The 20414-nt window shown below is 68.0% G+C and carries 19 protein-coding genes and 1 pseudogene; 2 read left to right on the forward strand and 18 right to left on the reverse strand.

All coding sequences use genetic code 11. The features are described 5' to 3' along the window. The first annotated feature begins 518 nt into the window (after positions 1–518). Both ACFYWY_RS27475 and ACFYWY_RS27480 read left to right on the forward strand, forming a co-directional pair. Positions 519–7109 (forward strand): polymorphic toxin-type HINT domain-containing protein, encoded by a 6591-nt coding sequence (locus ACFYWY_RS27475; RefSeq protein WP_389190702.1) that lies wholly within the window; start codon positions 519–521, stop codon positions 7107–7109. Further along, positions 7109–7912 (forward strand): hypothetical protein, encoded by an 804-nt coding sequence (locus tag ACFYWY_RS27480; RefSeq protein WP_389190703.1) that lies wholly within the window; start codon positions 7109–7111, stop codon positions 7910–7912. Before ACFYWY_RS27475 ends, ACFYWY_RS27480 begins: the two co-directional genes overlap by 1 nt. Positions 7913–8031: 119 nt before the next feature. Here ACFYWY_RS27480 and ACFYWY_RS27485 read toward each other — a convergent pair. The 18 genes and pseudogenes from ACFYWY_RS27485 to ACFYWY_RS27570 all read right to left on the reverse strand — a co-directional run. Continuing rightward, positions 8032–8223: pseudogene (locus ACFYWY_RS27485) on the reverse strand (site-specific integrase); the annotation flags it as partial. Positions 8224–8467: 244 nt separating this feature from the next. Next, positions 8468–10444: a DUF3987 domain-containing protein gene (locus ACFYWY_RS27490; RefSeq protein ID WP_389190704.1), complete on the reverse strand. Its 1977-nt coding sequence runs from the start codon at positions 10442–10444 to the stop codon at positions 8468–8470. Then, positions 10441–11064 (reverse strand): bifunctional DNA primase/polymerase, encoded by a 624-nt coding sequence (locus tag ACFYWY_RS27495; protein ID WP_389190705.1) that lies wholly within the window; start codon positions 11062–11064, stop codon positions 10441–10443. Before ACFYWY_RS27495 ends, ACFYWY_RS27490 begins: the two co-directional genes overlap by 4 nt. Then, the gene (locus ACFYWY_RS27500) at positions 11061–11213 is read right to left on the reverse strand and encodes a hypothetical protein (protein ID WP_389190706.1); all 153 of its coding nucleotides are present in this window, start codon (positions 11211–11213) and stop codon (positions 11061–11063) included. Before ACFYWY_RS27500 ends, ACFYWY_RS27495 begins: the two co-directional genes overlap by 4 nt. A 190-nt stretch (positions 11214–11403) precedes the next feature. Beyond that, complete coding sequence (locus ACFYWY_RS27505) at positions 11404–11601, reverse strand: hypothetical protein (protein WP_360973820.1); 198 nt, start codon at positions 11599–11601, stop codon at positions 11404–11406. Positions 11602–11606: 5 nt separating this feature from the next. Then, positions 11607–11939 carry an RRQRL motif-containing zinc-binding protein gene (locus tag ACFYWY_RS27510; RefSeq protein WP_389190707.1) on the reverse strand — a complete coding sequence of 111 codons (333 nt, stop codon included), beginning with the start codon at positions 11937–11939 and terminating at the stop codon, positions 11607–11609. Next, complete coding sequence (locus tag ACFYWY_RS27515; RefSeq protein ID WP_389190708.1) at positions 11939–12784, reverse strand: hypothetical protein; 846 nt, start codon at positions 12782–12784, stop codon at positions 11939–11941. The genes ACFYWY_RS27510 and ACFYWY_RS27515 overlap by 1 nt, the downstream gene beginning before the upstream one ends. Further along, on the reverse strand, positions 12784–13395 hold the full coding sequence (locus tag ACFYWY_RS27520; protein WP_389190709.1) for a hypothetical protein: 612 nt from the start codon (positions 13393–13395) through the stop codon (positions 12784–12786). The genes ACFYWY_RS27515 and ACFYWY_RS27520 overlap by 1 nt, the downstream gene beginning before the upstream one ends. A 172-nt stretch (positions 13396–13567) precedes the next feature. Then, entirely contained in the window at positions 13568–13807 is a 240-nt protein-coding gene (locus ACFYWY_RS27525) for a hypothetical protein (RefSeq protein WP_389190710.1), read from the reverse strand. Positions 13808–13851: 44 nt separating this feature from the next. Further along, positions 13852–14157 carry a hypothetical protein gene (locus ACFYWY_RS27530; RefSeq protein ID WP_389190711.1) on the reverse strand — a complete coding sequence of 102 codons (306 nt, stop codon included), beginning with the start codon at positions 14155–14157 and terminating at the stop codon, positions 13852–13854. A 97-nt stretch (positions 14158–14254) separates the two neighbouring features. Then, complete coding sequence (locus ACFYWY_RS27535) at positions 14255–16297, reverse strand: hypothetical protein (RefSeq protein ID WP_389190712.1); 2043 nt, start codon at positions 16295–16297, stop codon at positions 14255–14257. 114 nt (positions 16298–16411) lie between these two features. Continuing rightward, positions 16412–17344 carry a hypothetical protein gene (locus ACFYWY_RS27540; RefSeq protein ID WP_389190713.1) on the reverse strand — a complete coding sequence of 311 codons (933 nt, stop codon included), beginning with the start codon at positions 17342–17344 and terminating at the stop codon, positions 16412–16414. 17 nt (positions 17345–17361) lie between these two features. After that, complete coding sequence (locus ACFYWY_RS27545) at positions 17362–17835, reverse strand: hypothetical protein (RefSeq protein WP_389190714.1); 474 nt, start codon at positions 17833–17835, stop codon at positions 17362–17364. Between the two features lie 118 nt (positions 17836–17953). Continuing rightward, on the reverse strand, positions 17954–18226 hold the full coding sequence (locus ACFYWY_RS27550; RefSeq protein WP_389190715.1) for a hypothetical protein: 273 nt from the start codon (positions 18224–18226) through the stop codon (positions 17954–17956). Beyond that, on the reverse strand, positions 18223–19350 hold the full coding sequence (locus ACFYWY_RS27555) for a hypothetical protein (protein ID WP_389190716.1): 1128 nt from the start codon (positions 19348–19350) through the stop codon (positions 18223–18225). The genes ACFYWY_RS27550 and ACFYWY_RS27555 overlap by 4 nt, the downstream gene beginning before the upstream one ends. Continuing rightward, complete coding sequence (locus ACFYWY_RS27560) at positions 19347–19511, reverse strand: hypothetical protein (protein ID WP_389190717.1); 165 nt, start codon at positions 19509–19511, stop codon at positions 19347–19349. The genes ACFYWY_RS27555 and ACFYWY_RS27560 overlap by 4 nt, the downstream gene beginning before the upstream one ends. Further along, positions 19508–19861 carry a WhiB family transcriptional regulator gene (locus ACFYWY_RS27565; RefSeq protein ID WP_389190718.1) on the reverse strand — a complete coding sequence of 118 codons (354 nt, stop codon included), beginning with the start codon at positions 19859–19861 and terminating at the stop codon, positions 19508–19510. The genes ACFYWY_RS27560 and ACFYWY_RS27565 overlap by 4 nt, the downstream gene beginning before the upstream one ends. 1 nt (position 19862) lies before the next feature. Next, positions 19863–20183: a helix-turn-helix domain-containing protein gene (locus ACFYWY_RS27570; RefSeq protein ID WP_389190719.1), complete on the reverse strand. Its 321-nt coding sequence runs from the start codon at positions 20181–20183 to the stop codon at positions 19863–19865. Between the last annotated feature and the right edge of the window lie 231 nt (positions 20184–20414).

Below are 20414 nucleotides of genomic sequence, written 5' to 3' on the forward strand. Positions count from 1 at the left end.
CCATCAAGTCGGCTTTGCTTTACGGGTTCTTCATAGGATGCAGGTCTAGGGGTGGGGTTTTCATGGCGTTCCGCCGTGGCTTTGGCATGCCGTTTTCCGCTCATCCGCTGTTGCGGTTGCGCAGTGCACGCACCACCTCAGTCGGCCTGCTCTCCGCGGCTCTGAGCCTGTCGCTGCTGTCTGTGCCCGCGTCGGCGAAGCCCGACGATGGGTTCTCGCTGCGGCCGGTGCAGAAGACTGCCTCGGTGCCGGGCAAGGACCTGGTCGTCAGCCGCTCTGTGAAGCTTGCGCCGTCGCAGCGTAGTCAATGGCATCCGCGGGGGAAGATCGCTTGGCCAGCTGCGGGGCAGGCGGAGGTTGCGGTGCCTGGCGCCCCGGACAGCGCAGCGAAGGCCATCGGCCATCAACGGGTCCAAGCGGGGTCACTGCCAGTCCGTATCGGCCGGCCAACCTCCGTTGCTGCCCGGGCCAATGCCGGTAACCGCACCGCTGGAACCGCCAGCTCTGACCGGGTGCGGGTGACGCTTGCTGACCGCAAGACCGCGCAACGGGCCGGGGTCCAGGGCCTGTTGCTGTCGATCCAGCCGGCAGGGGCGGCCGCCGCAGGTGCGACTGAGGTTCAGGTCGACTACACGAGCATCGAGTCGGCATTCGGCGCAGGCTGGTCCTCGCGGCTGCGCCTGGTCCAGATGCCTGCCTGCGCGCTGACCACCCCCGGCAAAGCCGCTTGCCTAAAGGCTGTGCCACTGGCGACCAACAACAACACGAAAGCTCGCACACTGACTGCGACCGTTGCCTTCCCGACCAAGGGCAAGGCCAAGCAGTCAAGCATGGCTGACACGAGTAGCAGCACGGTGGTGCTGGCAGCCGTGGCGGCAGCGGATGGCGGGGAGGGGTCGTTCAAGGCGACCTCGCTGTCCCCGTCCGGGTCGTGGTCGGCGGGCGGGAACTCCGGTGCGTTCGGCTGGAGTACGCCGCTGGGCGTGCCGTCCGTCCCGGGTGGTCTGCAGCCGAAGGTGGCGCTGTCGTACAGCTCTTCTGCGGTGGACGGCCGCACGTCGTCGACGAACAACCAGACGTCGTGGATCGGTGAGGGCTGGGACTACTCGCAGGGGTTCATCGAGCGTAGCTATGCCGGTTGTGAGAACGACAAGCAGGGTGGTAACAACACGGAGAAGGTCGGCGATCTGTGCTGGAAGTCGCAGAACGCAACGCTTTCCCTGAACGGCACGTCCACCGCCCTGGTTTGGGATGCGGGCAAGAGCGTATGGAAGCTCGCCGACGACGACGGCTCGCGCGTGGAGCGGATCCTCGGCAGCTCCCCGAACGATGTCAACGGTGACGAGGACTACGAGTACTGGAAAGTTACCTCGCTGGACGGTACCCAGTACTGGTTCGGCAAGAACCGCCTGCCCGGGTGGACCAGCGGCAAGGAGGAGACGAACTCCGTCTTCACTACTCCGGTCTACGGCAACCACAGCGGCGAGCCCGGCCACGGATCGGACTTCGCCTCGTCTGCGGCAACGCAGGGCTGGCGCTGGAACCTCGACTACGTCGTTGACCCGCACCACAACGCCATGGCCTTGTACTACTCCAAGGAGACCGGTTACTACGCGCAGAACCTGAAGGTCGATGACCCGGTCTCATATATCCGTGGTGGGTACTTGAGTCGCATCGACTATGGCCTGCGCGCCGGTGCCGTTCCTGCGACAGTCAATCCGGCGGGCCGGGTGACGTTCGGTGTGGCGGAGCGGTGCCTCGCGAACTGCGGCACTTTCGATGCGGACCACGCCATGAACTGGCCGGACGTCCCGGTCGACTTGGACTGCTCCGCGGATAAGCAGTGTTTGAAGCCGTCGCCGTCTTTCTGGTCCCGGAAGCGGCTGACCGACATCAACACCTTTGCCCTGCAGGGCAGTACAATGCAGCCGGTCGATACTTGGACGCTGGCCCAGTCCTTCCCGGCCACAGGTGACGTCTCAAAGCCGGCGTTGTGGCTGGAGTCGATCCAGCACACGGGCAAGGCCGGCGCCCTCGCGGACCTGACGTTGCCGAAGACCACCTTCGGCGGGACGCCGATGCCGAACCGTGTGGACTCGGCCGAGGGACGGCCGCCGCTGAACAAGTACCGCATCACCCAGTTCACCAGCGAGACCGGCGGCCAGACCCTCGTCACCTACAGCCCCACCGAGTGCACCTCCACCAGCCTGCCGTCCTCCCCGGACCAGAACACCAAACGCTGCTACCCGTCCTGGTGGACCCCGGACGGCGCGGTCGACCCGGTCAAGGACTGGTTCCACAAGTACCTGGTCACCCAGGTCATCGAGGACGACACCACCGCCGGCACCGGCTCGCCGTCGAAGACCACCACCTACGAATACGACAACGGACCGAACTGGCGCCGCGAGACTTCCGAGTTCGCCGTTGACAAGCATCGCAGCTGGAGTGTCTTTCGCGGCTACGGCACGGTCCGCACCCTGACCGGCGCCACCAACCGCACCAAGGCCGAGACCAGCTACTTCCTCGGCATGGCCGGTGACACCCTCACCGACGGCAGCCCCAGGCCCGCCGCCAAGATCAACGGCATCACCGACCGCGACGACTTCGCCGGCCGACCCGCGCAGACCCGTACCTACGACAAGGACGGGACTGGCGGCAAGGTGGTCGCCAAGACCACCTACACCCCGTGGGAATCCGACCCGACCGCCACCCAGAACATCACCGGCATCACCGACCCCGACAAACCCGGCACCCCCGGCCCGGTGCTGCCCGACGCCGTCGCGCGGCATGCGGGCACGGTCACCGAGGCCGCCAGCACCCTGCTGGACGACGGCACGACCTGGCGCACCCTGACCACCACCCGCGTCTACGACCCGGTCTACGGTCTGGTGACCGCCGAGGGCGACGACGGCGATACTGCCCGCGGCGTGAAGCCGAAGTGCACCCGCACGCACTACGTCACCCCCGACACCACCAACTGGCTGATCTCCTACCCCTCCCAGGTCACCACCGTCGCCCAGGCACCCTGCGCGCTCGGCTACCTCAATCCCGCCGTCACCGGATCCACCCGCACCTCCTACGACGGTCAGGCATCCGGCGTCGCCCCCAACCCGGGGCAGGCCAATGTGACGAAGACCGAGCAGGCATCCAAGCTGGACATCAACGACCAGTTGGTGTGGGAGACCACCACCCAGACCGCTTACGACCAGTACGGGCGAATAGTCTCCGCTGCGGGTCAGGATGGTCGGCCCGCCACCACCGCCTACACCCCCGCCACCGGCGCCCAGCCCACTACTGTCACGGTCACCAACCCCAAGGGATACGGCACCACCACCGCCCTGGACGGGCTTCGCGGGCTCACCTTGAAGGTCACTGACCCCAACCAGCGCGCCGCCACCGGAGAATACGACGCGCTCGGCCGCCTCACAAAGGTCTGGAGCGCAGGCCGCGCCACCACCGCCAACCCCAACGCCACCTTTGCGTACAACATCTCCGCCACCGCACCGTCCACCGTGACGACGAAGAACCTGTACGAGAACGGCACCTGGGGCACCAGTGTCGCGATCTACGACTCGCTGCTGCGTGAGCGCCAGACCCAGATGGACGCGATCGGCACCACCGGCCGGACCGTCACCAGCACCTTCTACGACACCCATGGCCGCGCCTTCCAGGCTGATGCCCCCTTCTACAACGACCAGGCCGTCTCCACCGCGCTGCTCACGGTCACCCCGAACCAGATTCCCAACTCGGTCCTCACCGAGTTCGACGGCCGAGGCCGTCCCACGGCCACGGTCACCCTGTCGCTGAACGTGGAGAAGTGGCGCACCACCTTCGCCTACGGCGACACCTGGACCTCCACCGTCCCGCCGGCCGGCGGCACCGCGACCCTCGCCATCAACGACATCCGCGGCCGCGCTATTGAGGGACGCCAGTACAAGGACCGCAACCCGCTCATCGGCGCAGCCGCCAGCCAGTACGAGAAGACCACCTACGCCTACGACCGGGCCGGCAATCTCGAGAAGGTCACCGACGCGTCCAGCCGCAACTCGTGGACTTACACCCACGATCTGCGTGGCCGGCGGACCGCCACCACCGACCCCGACAAGGGCGCCAGCAGCATGGCCTACGGCGCCGACGGTCGCATCGAAACCACTACGGATCCCCGCGGCACTCTGGCCACTACCTACGACGAACTCGGCCGCAGGACCAGTCTGCGCACTGGCTCGGTCACCGGCAGCAAGCTGGCCGAGTGGACGTATGACACCGCCACCGGCGGCAAGGGCCTGCTCGCCTCCTCCACCCGCTACGACACATCCGTCACCCCGGCGGCCGCATACAAGACCGCTGTGACGGGCTACGACTCCGCAGGCCAGGCCACCGGCACGACGGTGACGGTGCCGTCGGTGAGCGGTGAGGAGAAGTTCGCCGGCACCTACACAATCGCCGCCACCGTCACCCCGGTCAGCGGACTGCCCGCCACCGCCGCCTACAGCACCGGCAACACCAACGCCACCGCCGCCCTGCCGGCCGAAACCGTCACCAACCACTACGGCGCCCAGGACCAGCTCGGCATCGTCGACGGCACCCTGTCCCAGGTCTACCTGCGCGGCGCCAGCTACACCCCGTTCGGCGAACTCGCCCAGGCATCCCTCGGCAACCTCGGCACCCGCGTCATCCAGACTCTCGGCTATGACACTGTCACTCGCCGCCTCGCCTCCTCGGTCGTCGACCGCGAGACCTCCAACCCCCAGACCTTGTCGAACATCAAGTACACCTACGACACGGTCGGCAATGTCACCCGGATCCGCGACGACCAGAACGACGGCACCATCGCCGACGACCAGTGCTTCGCCTACGACTGGGCCCGCCGCCTGTCCGAGGCCTGGACCACCGCGGATGCCTGCACGACCAAACCGGTCAACGGAGCCGGCACCCCGGCCCTTGGCACCGTAGACCCGTACTGGACTAGCTGGACCTTCACCAATACCGGCGACCGCGCCTCCGAAACCCAGCACAAAGCCGGCTCCATCACCGCCGACACCACCCGCACCTACACCTACCCCACCACCACCGGCGCCGCCCAGCCGCACGCCGTCCGCAGCGTCACTGCCACCGGCGGCGTCACCGGGGCAGACAACTACCAGTACGACGTCACCGGCAACCTCACGAAGAAGACCCCCGCCACCGGAGCCGTCCAGGACCTCACCTGGAACCAGGAAGGCAAACTCGCCACCTCCACCATCTCCGGTGCAACCACCAAGTTCCTCTATGACGCCGAGGGCACGCGCATCCTCAAGCGGGAACCAACCGCGACCACCCTGTATCTGCCCGGCGGCCAGGAACTCGTCCTCACCAAGTCCACCGGCACCCTGGCCGGCACCCGCTACTACACCGTGCCCGGTGGCTCCGCCATCCGCACCAGCAGCGACGGCAGGGTCCGCCTCCTGGTCGCCGACCACCACGGCACCAACCAACTGTCCGTCAGCGCCACCACCCTCGCAGCCAACCGCCGCAAGCAACTCCCCTACGGCGCCCCCCGCGGCACCGCTCCCACCTTCTGGCCCGGCCAGAAGGGCTTCGTCGGCGGCGACATCGACACCATCACGGGCTTCACCCACATCGGTGCCCGCGACTACGATCCAGCGACCGGCCGTTTCATCAGCGTCGACCCGGTAATGGATCTGACGAACCCCCAGCAGATGCAGGGGTACTCGTACGCGAACAACACCCCGGTCACCTCCTCCGACCCCAGCGGTCTGTTCTGCGACGGCTGCGGCGTCGGCAACCCCGACACGGTTTGGACGCCCGGCAATGGCCCCGGCTGCACGCACTACGCCTGCTACGACGACGACGGGAACGTAGACACCAGCACTCCCGTCAAGGGCGGTGGCGGCTCGGCCCCACCGGGAGCTCCGCCCGCGCAGGGACAGCCCACCATCGGGGGTGTCAAGATTCTCACTCCGAAGGAGATGGCTGCTCGGGGAATCCTGACACCTTTTAACACCTACCAAGAGGCCATCCACATCTGGGCAGTCGGTCTCTGCCAAGGAAGTTCCGCGGAAGACAACGGCGCATTCTGTAAGGCGGCGAACGAAGTTGGCCTACTCGACCCGGAGAAGCCATGGGTCGGAGTCGCCATCGCAGTTATCGGCGGCTGCGCTCTGGCAGCGACGGCCTGCCTCCGCCTCGCTGCCGAGACCGTAGAGAACGAGATACATTTCGCCGCGGGAGGATCCCTCGGCGCGGGCGCAACCCTAGCTGCATTCGGCAGCAAACTGAGAGGCCTGTACGGCAGACTCGGATCCGAGAGTGGTCGGGCTGCGCCCGGCGACACAGCGGCGCTGAGAAGGCTCCTCGGTGACTGCAAGTGTTTCCTCGCCGGTACTGACGTCCTCATGGCTGATGGTTCCACGAAGGACATTGAAGACATCGAGGTCGGAGACGAAGTCCTTGCGACGGACCCTGCGACGGGGAAGTCAGGCAGCCGCAAGGTCTCACGCCTGATTCGCACCGAAGACGACAAGTACTTCAATGAACTGACGATCGCGACCGACGACGGACCCCGGAAGCTCATCGCCACGCATGAGCATCCCTTCTGGTCCCCCTCCGAGAAGCGGTGGGTCGAAGCCGGTCAACTCCAGCCGAACGCGACACTCCTCACGGACGATGGCACCACCGTCACCGTGACAAACAACCGCCCGTTCACCAAGCACGCGCGCACGTACAATCTCACAGTTGAAGACCTTCACACGTACTATGTGCTGGCGGGGAATACGCCGGTGCTGGTGCATAACTCGTCGTGTAGCACGTTCGGATTCAAGGATGCTCCGACCGTGCCCGGGGTTTACACCATCACGATGAAGGATGGCAAGGTGTATGTTGGGTCCAGCTCAACCAACATACACAGTCGCGTGCATGCTGCTTTCAATTCAGACAAGGCGGCCGTGAAGTCGGCGGGTTACACGACGAGCGACATTTCCAACATATCGGTGAACGATATGTCTGGCCATTCCTGGAAAGCGATCAGGGAGCAAGAGCAGTCGGTAATGGATCAATATGGCGGCGTGGGTGGCGGTACGCTTTTGAATCGCCGAAATGAGGTTCCTTAATGCGGGCGGACTATAGTGTCCTGAATTGGCGAGCCGACGAGTCGATCGATGAGCGTGAACTCGGCCAGCAGTATCAGTCCGGAGAATTCAACGGATTGTTCCTCCGTGCGAGCGGAAGTGTGCGGCTGGGCAGCCTTGATTTCTTGTCCGGCTTGCCGGAGCTCAAGTATCTGGAGATTGAAGGCCATGTCGCCGATGACTCGCAGGCTTTCCAAATCGCTGGACTCCGCGAACTGGTGCTCCTCACGAGGGGGCAAGTGGCGATCCCTGCAGTCCGGAACGTATCTCTGGCGGCGTTGGCGCTAGATGATCGGGCGGGCGCAATTGACCTTGCAGGGTTTCCCGCCCTGACGAGATTGACGCTTTGGTCATCCGGTAGGAGTGATTTGGGATTCCTGAGGAGTGCGCCCTGGATCTCGTCATTCAAGCTGGAGGGCGTGGGGCAGATTGTGGATCTTCGCGGGTTGGAGAACTGCACGAAACTCGACGACCTGGAGATTCTTGAGGCGCGCGTTGAAAGCCTCGCCCCTCTTCGAGGCCTCCAAGATCTGCGCCGGTGCTGGCTGATTGGCGGAGGGGAGTCAATTCAGCCTGAGCCGCTGGACTTCAGCGCTGTGTCAGCTCTAAATAATCTGGAAGAGCTCAGAGTTACGTACGGGGGGGAGGTGCGATCGGTGGCTCCGCTTCTCAGTATGGGTTCCCTGCGTGACCTTCGACTTAGGGGAACCAGGGTCGTGGCAGGTGATTCAGGCTTGCTTAGTGAACTTCCGGATTCGGTAAGAATCGTTGGTCCGGAGGAGTAACGATCCGCGCCAGCAGACGGTCGGTCACTTGAGGCAATGACCTTGAATGCAGAAGCCCCACCCAGAGTTTGTTTCTGGTGGGGCTTCTGTGGTGCTTGACGGCAACGCTGACGGCAACGTCAGCGGACGACGATTGCGGTGGGTGAGGAGTCGGGGCCGTCGTCTTGGTCGCCGAGGACCTGCCCCAGGGTGTCGATGGCCTGACGCTGGAGTCGGAGTCGGACGTGGGCGTAGACGCCGGCGGTGACGCCGATGTGGGCGTGCCCGAGGAGTTCCTTGATGACGACGAGGTCGGCGCCCTGTTCCAGGACGGGGCACGTACGCAGGTATCCGCACGTACTCGATCGCTTCTCGTAAAGTCACGTATCGAACCTACATTTGGAATCTAGTGCCTGTGATCGGCACGGTCGATACGACCGGTGCGGACCCTCGTGACTGACCCTGGCCCTCATCGCACCCTAGAAGCCGAGCAGCCAGCCCGGCAGCCCTCAGCGACCGTCCCGCCTGCAGTTCGTGAAGAGAGGGTGGGGCCGTGCCAATGCCTAGCTCCTTCAGTCATCGAACTGAAACGCCGTCTGTCTCCGTAGCAGAAGGATGCACGCGGAATACCGCAGCCGGTTGTCGTCCCCGCACTCCAGCTCGCGCCTCGAGAAGGCGGCGAACGTATCCGTGCTCCTCGAGGAGCCTCAGCGCTGGAGCGGCGGAGCTTACGGTGGGGAAGGCGCGGCGCCGAGCCGTGACGAGTTCGTGGGCTTTGAAGCTTGTCGTCTTCGTGCGGCGGATCCAGTCGAGCACCAACTCGGCCTTCTCGGTGTTCTCGTCCGCTTCCATGCGGTCGAAGGCCGCGAGCGCGTGGGCGGTGTAGTACTCGCCGATCACGGTGGCGCGCTCGATCGTGGATGCCTCGATTGCCTCGCCCCAGCCACAGGCGGCGCGGTCGCCGAGGTGGAGGAGGCCAGCGATGCGGGCCACGGCACCGACGTACTTGCCCGCCCAGTCGTCGATGTGGCCCAGGGCGCCGTCTGGGCGGAGCTTGGGCTCGATGTCTTGCTGCAGCTTAATGATGGCTTGGTCGGCAGGGCTGGAGCACTTGATAGTCGCCGCTTCGGGAAGGTCCCTGAGCGTGTTGATCAGCATCGTGAGGCGGGATTCGTAGGTCCTGGCCGTCCTCTCCGGCACAGGGGGAACAACCACTTTGCGGTAGCCGACGGTTGAGGCTGGGAGCGCGAAGAAGAAGCGGGCCATGAGCCCTCGACCGCGGGCGCCAGGGGTTTGGGCGAGGTCGGTCAGGACGGTGGGCTGGAGCGTGATGCCGATGGTGAGAGCGGGCTTCTCCGCGAAGTCAGTGTCACGGGTGATGCGTTCGGCCCTCAGGCGTTCTCCTTTGTGGCCCTTGAGGAAGACGCCGAGGTTGGGGCGGGAGCTGTAGCGGCCGGCGATGACGTCGAAGAGATCGCCCTCCGGAGACAGGACGCCAAGGCGGCCGTGGGCGGCCAGCAGCTTGGTCAGGGTCTCGGTGGTGAGGTCGTCGTCAGCGGTCAGTCGCGGGACGGGGGGCACGGTGATCGCGTCTGCCTCCATCCGGAGCCCGGCAGCCTCCGCGACGAGGGAGGTGGCCGCGGCTGAGTCGTCGGCCTTGCGTGCCTTGAGCATGATGGCTTCGGCGCGGGCCTCCGCCGCTTCTTTCTCGACCGTGGCCTCGATGATGGAGGTGCGAGCACCCTCCTGTAGGGCCGACTCAATGTCGTAGATCGGGCGGGTCATGGCGGCGAAGACGTCCGACTTGCGGGAGGCCGGGGGCATCGCGACGACCAGGTACAGGTTCGTCTGCTCGACCCAGCCGTCACGGATCTGGACATGGACGCGGCCGCCGGCGGCCGTGGACAGTGCGGCGAGAGCCATGGTCGCTGCCATGTCAGGTGGAGTCTGGGTGAACTCGGCTACTGCGGCGACCTGTTCGGCAATCCAAGTGGGCAGGGCGTCCACGGGAAAGGTGGGAAGCGGGCCTTGCTGGCCAAGCGGGGTCGGGGCGGGCCAGCGTTCCTCGATGTCCGTGAGATCGAGCGCCTGGCGCGCTGTGGCGATCAACTCGTCGTGGTCTTCGCCGGTTTCTCGCGCTGCTTGGATCAGCCGGGTGCCGAGTTCGGCGATCTGCCGTCGCTTCGCGTGTTCTCGCACGATGGTCGCGTAGTACTGCCCGGAGCTGGTTGTTGGTGCGGCCCCGTAGAGGGTGTGGAGGTAGGACGCCCCACCGACGCGCTGCAGGTCGCCGGCCCTGGCCAAATGGTCGCCGAGAACGATTGGGGCCGGCGGGATTCCAGCCGCTACGAGAACCAGGATCGCGCGCCAGATCGTCTCGTGGGCGGGCCGGTAGAAGACCGCAGGGTCATGGCCGAGCTCTTCCTCGACCTCGGCCAGGACCGCAGGGTCAGCCATGACAGCACCGATGACGATCTGCTCGGCCTCGATGCTGTTCGGCGCCTCCGTCATCGGGATGACGTTGTCGCCGTGGGCGTGGTGGGGCGTGCTCACGCCGCTCCTCTCAGTGCTGTGGTGCTGTCGCTGGACCACGAGTCGGCGATCCATGCGGGCAGTTCGGTGGGCTCGGCGTCGTGGACGACCGTGAAGGCGCCCCAACACGTGGGGCTGCCTGCGGCCGGGATGTACGAGCCGGCGGTGTTCAGGGAGATGTGCCAGCCGAGCGGGCTGTTGGGACCGGGCGAGGAAGGCGGGCATGGGCCGTGCGGGTGCTTGAAGTACAGGTGCGTCCCGCCGAAGGGAGTGCGCACGGTGTACGTCTCTGCCGGGTACGCGGCTCCGTGCCGTTCGGCGAGGACGGCCAGGACGTCCGCGCCGTCGACGACCCCGGGCAGCTGCCACTCGGGCGGGGCGGGCAGTCCTCGCGTCGCCGGTACGAGGTTGAGGACGACCAGTCCGGAGAGACAGGGCACGATGCCGACCCCGAAGGCGCCCGCGCCCCAGCACCGGCGGATCCGCTCGGGGTCGGTGGTGGCACGGTCGTACCAGTCCCGTACAGCCGGAGCGAGGCCGACGACCTGCAGAGGGAAGACGCGCCAGCCGCGGGAGGCCGCCGCCAGAGCGGCGGCCTCCAACTCCGCCCAGTCCTGGGTGCGGTGGTCCTTGCCGGTCACAGCCGGACCTCGACGTAGACGCGGACAAGGGTGCTCTCGCCGCGCCGGTTCGGGTACGGCTCTGAGGCTTCGACGACGGTGACGACCTGGCGGAGGCGCTCGACGAGCTCGGCGGCCTCTTCCTCGGTGGCCATGAGGCGGAGCTTCACTGGGAACCTCCTGAGGTGGGGAAGAGCTCGGTCTGTCCGGGAGCGATCAGGCGCGCTGCTCGAGTACGGGCGGCGGTCGCGGCGTGCAGGCCCGCGTCGTAGGAGAGGTGGCAGGGCGCGCACACATTTGTGCGGTGACCGGCCTCCCGGCGCGGCGTGGGCTCACGCGCCGGGAGGGGCGAGTGGGAGGTCAGGCGTTGTCGAGGCGGTGGCGCGCGATGAGGAGTGCCAGGAGGTCCTCGTCGTTGGTCTGGCCGACGTACGAGCCGGAGGGGGACCAGGCGTGCCACCAGAACGAGGTGGTCCGGCGGTAGTCCTCGGCGGTGAGGGCGACGGTGTAGCCGTTCAACTCGCCGGTCTCGACAGGCTGTCCGAGGGTCTTCTTCACGGTGTTCAGCTCCTTTCGGAGGCGGAAGCGGTGTGGCAGTCGAAGCAGTGGCCGTAGCGGCGGGGCAGGCAGTAGCCGACGTCGCGGCGGCAGTCGGGGCAGAAGCGGCGGGCGGCCAGGGCTTTGGCGAGCGCCTCGATCTGGGGCCAGGTCATGAGGCGCTTCGGCTTGGCCTGGCGGCGCAGGTAGAGGTGGGCCTCGCGCCTGCCCTTGCGCCAGACCAACCGGGCCACCACGGGCCCGCCGGGGCTCAGCCGCTCGGCGGCGAGCTGGCGGCGGGTCGCGTAGATGCATCGGTCGGCCTGGTTCCAGGCGAAGACCGGTAGCCCGCCGGCCACTACGCGGCCTTGTCGCGTGTGGGGTTGGCCCAGCCTCCGAGCAGGCCGCGCACGTAGTCCGTGCTTAAGCCGACGCGCTTGGCGATCTCGGCGGTCGAGGTGCCGAATGAGGCCAAGTGCTCGATCTCTTCCCGCCGTTCGGCCGAGGAGATCGCGCGACGAGCGTCCTGGTGCGGCTGGGCCTCGGGGTTGTCGAGCGTGTCGTCGTCCCAGGCCATCGGCGGAGCCCAGCCTCGGGACGATGCGTACCGGCGGGCGCGCCCCACCTGCGCCGTCTGCACCCCGTGCTGCGTCGGGTCGGCGTCCCACCAGGTGTCGTACAGCTCGGCGACGCGGCGGGCGGTGGAGGCGAGCACCAGGTGCTCGTGGAGCTGCAGACCCTGCCCGTGGCTCCCGAGGGCCCGAGCGATGTGCACCTTGGGCCAGCCGACGGAGACCAGGGCGCGGATGCGGCGCCAGGTGCCGGTGGCGTCCACAAAGGCGCCGTCGGCAAGGAGTTCGGCGGAGTAGTCGATGGCCAGGAGGCGCTCGGCAGTCTCTCGGCGGATTCGCTGCGCGGGCGGGCGACCCTGGCCCGGGACGCCGTACAGCAGCTTGTTGATCGTGCCGTTCGCGACGCCGGAGACCTTGGCGATACGGCGCCACCCCATGCCCCGAGCCATGAGCTCCCGGACGTGCAGGCGGGCCGGCTCCGCGTCGACGTGCGGCTTCCAAGTCCCGTACGCCTTCTGCCGGGTGCGGATCTGCTCGTACTCGCGGTGCGCGGTGCGGCACTCGTCACAGCGGCAGCCGTGGACGCTGTAGCGGGCCCGGGTGGCGTGCCCCGGCAGACGTGAGCCGGGCATCACCGCTCACCTCGCAGGGCGGAGACGATCGGGCCCGCGTGCTGGTTGATGCCGCGGGTCATGGCGGTGACGGTGCGCTTGGCGTCGTCGATCAGGCCGTGGCCGCGGGTGTGCTCCTGCGGGAGCAGACCCCAGCTGGTGTCCACCACCAGCCGTACGACGGTGGTGGTCAGCAGGGCGGGTCGCTTCGCGCTCGGCTCGTACCGGGTCGCGTACGAGGAGAGGTAGTGACGCTCGGTGTCCCAGTCCTGCCAGCCGAGGGGGATGTCGCGGGCCGCCCGCAGGTCATGGCAGTAGAGCGGGACGTGGATGTCGAGGAGGAGGCTGCCGTCACCGTCCTCGGCGAACGTCGGGATGATGCCGCGCAGGTCGTCCCGGATCTCGACGTATCCCGGGGACATGACCGGCGAGGTTGCGACCTTCCAGGCCGCCGCCGCGAACTCGTCGGTGGGCAGCGGCTGGTCGGGCCGGTCGTACTCGTGGAACGAGGAGAGGCGCTGGTTGAGGTAGGCGCCGTACCGGGAGTGGCCGTCGGACGCGTTGCGCTGGTCGTGCTCGTCGTCGACGAGGGCGAGCGTCGTCGGGCTCCAGGTTTCGGTGGTCGCGTGCATGATGGACGTACTCCTTCGCACCGCTGGGTGGTTGAGGGGTTCTGCGGGGCGAGGCCGTTGCTGTAGGAGGCTGGCGGTCTCGTCTCGCGTTCTGCTGTGGTGCTGGGCCGGTCTGTCCGGTCCGCCGCACCGTCCCGGCGTCGCTGGACGCCCTGGACGGCACAGCGGGCCGTCAGTCCCTGGCCGACTTGGTCGGTGTGGGTATCGGCCTGACCGACTCCGTCCCGGGCGTGCTCGGCGCCGTGTGCGAGGGCTTGGGGTCGGGCTCCACGTGGGCGTCGCTCGCTGAGGTGCTGAGCTGGTAGCCGAGGAACAGGCCGGCGATGAGCAGGACCACGTGTCGGTGGCGCTTCCACCAGCTGGGCTCGGCGGGTTCGCTGAGTACGCCGATCACGCGTGGCGTCTTGGCCATTCGGGGGTCTCCCAACGGGTTCGTGTAGGTGAGGAACATGGCGATCACCTGCGACCCAGACCGATGGTGATGCCGCCCACGCCGCCGACGCCGAGGCTGGAGAGCGCGACGGCGGTGTGCGTGGCGGCGTCCAGGAGGGCGGCGAGGCCGTAGAAGCCAGCGCCGCTGGCGGCGATGACCACGGAGGGGCCGAGCCAGCGCCAGGGGTCGCTCTGCGGGCGGTGGTGGCCGGTGCAGGAGCAGGGAGTGGGCGAGGTTCGGGCGGGGCCTGCAGCGTTCGAGGTGAGGTACTGGCTCGCCGGGATGTGCCCGGCGTCGGCCTGTTGTGTCGGGTGGGTGGGACGCATCATCCTTGACTCGCTTCCTGTGATGGGAAGTTGCGGGTCCCGGCGCGTCCTGCCAGGGATTTGGGCCCGGGGCCCGCGCCTTCGCGATGGCTGGTGGCTGTTACGCGGCTTCGCCGATCGAGCTGGTGTCGTACTCGGTGTGATCCGGGTGGGCCCACACGCCGCTGCCGAGGGCGACCACGCGGCCCTTCCTCTTGAGCCGGGTCAGAGCGTTGCCGATGACGCCGACGGGAACGTTGAGGTCGCGGCTGATGAGCGCCCGGGGCGCGGGCTCTCCGCGCTCTTCGAGGTAGGTGAGGATGTCCTCGCCCGTCTGCGCTGTGGCGGTCATGGACTCGGTCATGACCTTCTCGACGGCCTCGACCGCCTTGGGCCTCGCCTCGCCGGTGGCGGTGGTGTTCTCCGTCTCGGGGAGCGGGAGTTCTTCGCCGTGCAGCCGGGCCTCGGCCCGCTCGGCGCGCGTGGCGTACACCTTGCCCGCGGCTTTGACCGACGTTGCCTCGATGACCGTGGTCTCGCCCGTGGTAGCCCAGTGCACGACGTCCTCGACGAAGTAGCCGCGGAACTGGGCCTGCCGGTCGTCCGGGCCGTTGAGGTAGCCGAGGCCGGCGGTCTTCGAACCGTCGGGCCAGTACTTCGGGAGCTGGGAGGGGCGTACGTCCCAGCCGTTCAACGCGATCGTGTCCGAAGTGGTCGACGCGGTACGGAAGATGACGACGTTGCCGGAGTGCAGCAGCTCGCGGATATCCGTGGACTTGTCCTCGCTGCCGTAGTAGCTGGCCTTCGGGCCCTGGAAGACGAACCTGAACTTGATTCCGCACTTGCGGGCCATCGCCACGAGCTCGAGCACGAGCGGTACGGCTCCGGGAAGGGCGAGGACGCGGTGGGCTTCCTCGACGGTGATGGACAGCAGGGGGTCGGGGTCGCCGACGATGAAGTTGTCCCGGCCGATGAGCTCGCGGCTCTTGTCGTCGGTCCACTTCATGCGGGAGTAGCGGGCGGAGCGCTCGTACATCACGCCGCGGGCGGCGTGGAGCATCTCCAGGCCCTCCTGGGCACTGTGCGCGAACCAGTCGACCGCGTTGTGCTGCCAGCGCGGCAGGGACTGCCCGCTCTGCGGGTCGCAGACCCAGGAGACGATGTCGGGGTGGTGCCGCTCGATGGACAGCAGCATGTCGACGAAGCGGGACTTGCCGCCGTCGGTGGTGCCGTAGACGACCGAGTGCTTCGGGCCGCTGTCCGGCCCCCAGAAGGCGTAGTGGGTGGGGGCGCCGTCGTAGAAGGTACCGACGGAGGCCCATCCCGTCTTGTCGTCGAGGACCTGCGGGCCGGGGAACGACACGGTGTCGCGCAGCGGGTGCTTGGTGAACACGGCGATGGTCGCTTTGCGCGCCGAGCCGCCGATGACCGGCTCGACCATGACGTCCTGGACGCCGAGGTCGTAGACGCCCGCGATGTCGCCGGCCGCCGAGGCGGCCTTCTGCCAGGTGTTGCCCTTGCCGCGGGGCAGCACGATGGTGCCGGTCCAGCCGTAGTCGGTGGTGACGACGTCGACCAGCTCGGCGCCGGGCAGGATGCTGTCCGGGCCCTTGGCAGAGACGTACTGGTTCCACAGCAGCATCTGGTCGGTGAGCGCGGGGACGTCGGCGGGGGCGGTGCGGTTGCGCTTCCACCAGTAGCGACCGAACACGACCGTCCACGCAGTGAGCAGACCCGGGTAGGAGGAATCGCCGAACTGCGGGCCGCCGGTTGCGGCCATGGCGGTCACGAGGCCCGAACCGGTTGTGCTGGCGGCCGCGGCCCACACCATGTCCCGGCGGGTAGGCAGCTTGCGCTTGTACTTCGGCAGCGGGCGGCCGTCCCACTTCGCCCAGATGCCCGTGGTGGTGGCCATCCCGACGCCCATGGCCGCCGCGGTCTTCCAACCGTCGGCGGGCACGGACAGGAGACCACCGGAGGCTGCCATGGCGGAGACCGCGTACAGCGGGGCGAACGGGCGGCGCTTGTCGTAGAGGAACCGCGCCGTCTTACGGACGGCACGCTCGGGCCACTCCTGCTTCCGGCGGTTCTCCTTCGCGGTGCCGGCGGCGGGCGCGTCGGTCTTCTCGACCTCGGTAGTGACCGGCACAGTGGTGTGAGCCATGCGCGTCGTCTCTCCTCAAGTTCACGAGCCGGTGATTCAGGGGGAGTTGCGGGTGGTGCGGGCGGGCACGGGGGGATAGCGGCCCTCGTGCCCGCCGATCCATGAGCGGCCTGGCTACTCGGGGGTGTAGGCCTCGCGCTTGGCCATCGCGGCGGGCGCGGCGGCGACGGCCTCGGCGATGCCGCCGTGGCGCTTGTGGACGTTGTTCGCCGCGTCGAGGGCGACGGACGCGCCGTCGGCGGCTGACGCGAGGTAGTTGCGGGCGCCGGTGAGTTGGGCCGTGATGGCGTCGCGGAGAGCGGCGATCTCGGCAAGGGTCTGGTCGTCGAATTCGAGAGCGGTGGCTTGCTCGAGGACGGTCTCGATGGCGCCGAGCATCTGGGCGGCCCGGCTCTCGATCTCGGTGGCCTCCTCCTCGTTGGTGGTGGACTCGGCGGCGATCTGCGCGAGGGCCCGCTTGAGGGAGCTGACGTTGAGGACTTCGCCGATCTTGGTGATGGCCATGGGGGTTCCTCCTATTGCGGTGGTGGTTGCTTCGGTGGCGGTGGAGCCGGTGTCGGGGGCGGGGACGCCCCTGAGGTGAGGGGTGTCCGGCTTCGGAGCCGTCGCCGAGGTGGGGGCGTCCGGAGTGGCGGCCGTGGGCTCGGCGGGTGCTGGCTCCGACGGAGAAGGCGGAGCCGTAGGCGGTTCGGGCTTGGCAGGGGGCGCGCCGGCCTTCTTCGCCTTACGGCCCTCGTTCCACTCCTCCGCGCGGGCCTTGCCCTTTGGCCAGCCCTTCGTGAAGCCGCGGCCGAAGTCGCGGGTCAGGATCCAACCGCCGACGAGGGTGGTTCCGGCGAAGGCGCCGGCCTTGATGCCCCAGTCCGAGGACTTGCCGGTGGGCTTGGTCTTCTTTCCGGCCCGCTTCCTGGCCTCGGCCTTGCGGTGCTTCGCCTTCTTCGCCTTCTTGACGCGCTTGCGGTAGTCCTTCCGTACGCCCTCGATGGCGTTGTGCACGGCGCTGCCGATGCCCCAGGCGAGGGCAACGATGATGATGAGCCCGAGCATGGTCTTCCTCCTTTCTGTCAGCCGATGTTGAAGAGCCAGGCGATGACTCCGCCGATGAGTGAGGCGATGAAGCCGAGTGCGTCGGCGATGAAGGCGCCCGCATTGCCGGGGATGGTGACGGTCAGCGGCGGCACCGTTGCCGCGAGCAGGAGCGTTCGGCCGGTGACGTTGTCCTGCCGGAAGTCGCTGATGAGCATCAGCAGCAGGACCAAGGCCGGGATGAACGTGAGTGCGATGCCGGTCCACTCGCCCACCCAGGACGCGGCCCAGGTGTTGGCAGCGGTGACGCGCTCGTTCCACCAGGCGCCGGCCGGAGTGGCCACGAGCCCGATGGCAGCCGTAAGGACCAGGAGGACCTGGGCGCGCGGCCCTTGGACCTTGGCGGCGATGCGGCTGAGTCCGGGAAGCCGGTCGGCGAGGTACAGCACACCGGCTGTTCCTACGCAGGCCCCGCCGGTCGCGGTCGAGATCCCAGCGTCGATGACGGACATTCGTTGAACCCCCTTGCGATTACGGTCTGTTGGTGGTTTCCTCGCGCGCGCGTTCGTGCGTGCCGACACGTGCTCCCTTTCGATGTCGCGGCGGGCGCGACACGCGACATGCGACACGTCACTCGCTGTCGCTGTCGGCGAACTCCTGTCGGATCCGATCCAGTTGGGCGGTGGCCATCTCCCAGGCCTCCCGCTGTAGTCCCTCGGGCAGCCGGTTGACCGTGGCCCGGAGCCGATCCCAGGCGGTTGCCGCCTGGGTGCGCGGCCCCTGCTTGCGGGCCTCGGCGATCCGGTCGCCCCAGTGCTCGGCCCTGCGGGCCTGGCGCTCGGCGCGGCGCTCGACGAGCGGCTTCTTCCTCGTGGACGGCTTGGACCAGGGTGCGGTTGTCACTGGGCACCTCCGTCGGTGTCGGGCGTGTGGCCCTGGTGGTCGGTGGTGACGGCTCGGATCTGGTCGAGGCCCCACGAAGGCGAGCGGTCGTACTTGCGGGCCACGGCGCGGGCGCCGAGAGGCTGTCCGGCTGTGAGCGCACTCTTGATGTCGGCGCGGGCGGCTTCCCGGTCCTGCCGGTCCTTCTCGCGCTGCTTGGTGTTCGCCTTCGACTGCTTGGCGGCCGTGGCCTTCGAGCTCCGGGCGGTGTTCGGTGCGGGGAGCTTCCCGGTGTTCGCGTGCGAGGGGCGAAAGGTGTTCGTCGAGTTGTTCGCGGTCGTCCGGGGAGCGGTGTTCGCGAACGCCTCGGTGGCACTGTTCTCGAACGGGGCAGTGGAGGTGTTCGCCTCGGCGGGAGCGAACGACGCCGTAGCGACCGCGTCGCCGTCTTGGCCCTCGCCGTTCTCGTCGTGGTGCATGAGCGCGTGCACTCGCCACACCACGTACGGGCCGATGCCGGAGACGATGATGACCAGCCACCAGGCGGGCACCCCGCCGTCCAGGCCGATGATCTTCCGCTCGGCGAGGTGATAGACGGCGTTCGCCAGGAACATCAGGCCAATCGCCGGAGCCTGATCCTTCTCTTGCCGTACGGCGGCGACGGCGTAGATGTCGATGGCGGCGGGGAGCATCGCGGCGACCACGGGACCGAAGCCCACCAGCCGTGCGAGGTTGTACTCGCCGGAGGCAGTCAGCACGACCGCGGCCACAAGAGCAACCCATGTCAGCCCTCGCGACCACCGCTGGCGGGACTCCTTCGCCTTGGCCCGCGTCCGCTCCTCCCGCCGTCGGCCGGCCTCGGCCCGAGCGGGACCGAGGACTTTCGCAGCCTCCGCAGTCGCGGTCTTACGTGCGTCCTCGATCAGCCGGGCCGCGGCGGCCTCGGCATCCGAGTGGATCCGATCGGCCTCGGCCTGCTGACGCTCGCCTCGCTCTGTGGCTGCTTGCAGTACCTCCGCGGCCTGGCGCTTCGCGTCGGCGAGGACCTGGTCGGCCTCCACCTGAGTCGCGAAGAACATGTGACCGTTCAAGGACTGCGGCCGCGGTGCGGGCCGGAGAGTCGACAGATCAATGCCTGAGGTCACGCGCTCGGCTCCTCACGGTCACGCACCACGACCTCGCGGCCGTGAGCCGCTTCGAGGAGGTGCTCATAGCTCTCCCACGCCAGGGCGGACCAGGTCTCGATCGGCCCGTGGCCGCTGCGGAAAGCGGTGGGGGTCACCGCGTCGTGGGCGTGCGTCTTCATGCCGCTGCCCCCAGTCGCTTCTGGGCGAGGTGGCGCCGAAGCGCGGCGCGCTCGCGCGGGGTGGTCGCGCCGAGCACGGCGTACTCGTCTCCGATGCGCAGGGCCTGCACGAGGCACTCGCGGACGACCGGGCAGCCTCGGCAGATCTGCTTGGCTACCTCGGCTTCGTCGTTGTTCTTGGGGTGGAAGAGGTCGGGGTTCTCGCCGACACAGGCGGCCTTCGAATCGATGACCGGGCTGAGCCGCGTGAGCCGGCCGCGCTCGGCCTGGCGCGCACGCCAGTCGTAGGTGACGGTCGTCAGCTGCTTGGTTCCGGAGATCGTGCCCGTGGTGCGTCGCGGCGTGGCCATCTCAGCCCACCTCCGCAGCGGCCGGCGTCTCCGCGCGCCAGGCGGCGGTCCAGTCGGCGACGTCCACGAGCTGACCGGAGTCGGAGACCGCGTCCATCAGGCGCTCGATGGCCTTGATCGGGACGAGGATGCGCCCCCGGATCTTGATGCCGGGGAACTCGCCGTCGCGGATGGCCCTCCACAGCGTCTGGTAGCTGACACCGAGCTGGTCGGCGGCCTCGGCGATCGTGACGGCGAGCTTGGCGCCGGGCCGGCGGTCGCGGCTGGCCCGCTGCAGCTTCACGACGGGGGCGGGAGCGGGTTCACTAACCTGGTTGTGCATCGATCCTCCTGCGTGATCAGGGGGTTGATGTCGGGCCCCAGTGAGGGGACTTGCGGGGTGTTGCACCACCTCGTGGTCCCAGTTCTCACTGGGGCCCTCTGCGCTGTCAGGGATGACTCCGGTCCGACCTCCGATGAGCGGAGATCGCCCGGGGTTTCCCCCTGGTTCCCACATAGTGCTCCTTGAGCTCAAAGAGCGTCAAGTGGCCGGGCCTGATTTCCCGGGCCACGG

The sequence above is a fragment of the Streptomyces sp. NPDC002870 genome (assembly GCF_042888505.1).
Taxonomy (GTDB): domain Bacteria; phylum Actinomycetota; class Actinomycetes; order Streptomycetales; family Streptomycetaceae; genus Streptomyces.

Bases quoted from the DNA above. Each gene is read 5' to 3' on its own strand.
- ACFYWY_RS27480 (WP_389190703.1), top strand. From the start codon at position 7,109: ATGCGGGCGGACTATAGTGTCCTGAATTGGCGAGCCGACGAGTCGATC.
- ACFYWY_RS27540 (WP_389190713.1), bottom strand. From the start codon at position 17,344: ATGCTCGGGCTCATCATCATCGTTGCCCTCGCCTGGGGCATCGGCAGC.
- ACFYWY_RS27530 (WP_389190711.1), bottom strand. From the start codon at position 14,157: ATGATGCGTCCCACCCACCCGACACAACAGGCCGACGCCGGGCACATC.
- ACFYWY_RS27535 (WP_389190712.1), bottom strand. From the start codon at position 16,297: ATGGCTCACACCACTGTGCCGGTCACTACCGAGGTCGAGAAGACCGAC.
- ACFYWY_RS27570 (WP_389190719.1), bottom strand. From the start codon at position 20,183: ATGCACAACCAGGTTAGTGAACCCGCTCCCGCCCCCGTCGTGAAGCTG.
- ACFYWY_RS27515 (WP_389190708.1), bottom strand. From the start codon at position 12,784: ATGCCCGGCTCACGTCTGCCGGGGCACGCCACCCGGGCCCGCTACAGC.
- ACFYWY_RS27520 (WP_389190709.1), bottom strand. From the start codon at position 13,395: ATGCACGCGACCACCGAAACCTGGAGCCCGACGACGCTCGCCCTCGTC.
- ACFYWY_RS27545 (WP_389190714.1), bottom strand. From the start codon at position 17,835: ATGTCCGTCATCGACGCTGGGATCTCGACCGCGACCGGCGGGGCCTGC.
- ACFYWY_RS27560 (WP_389190717.1), bottom strand. From the start codon at position 19,511: ATGAAGACGCACGCCCACGACGCGGTGACCCCCACCGCTTTCCGCAGC.
- ACFYWY_RS27525 (WP_389190710.1), bottom strand. From the start codon at position 13,807: ATGGCCAAGACGCCACGCGTGATCGGCGTACTCAGCGAACCCGCCGAG.
- ACFYWY_RS27565 (WP_389190718.1), bottom strand. From the start codon at position 19,861: ATGGCCACGCCGCGACGCACCACGGGCACGATCTCCGGAACCAAGCAG.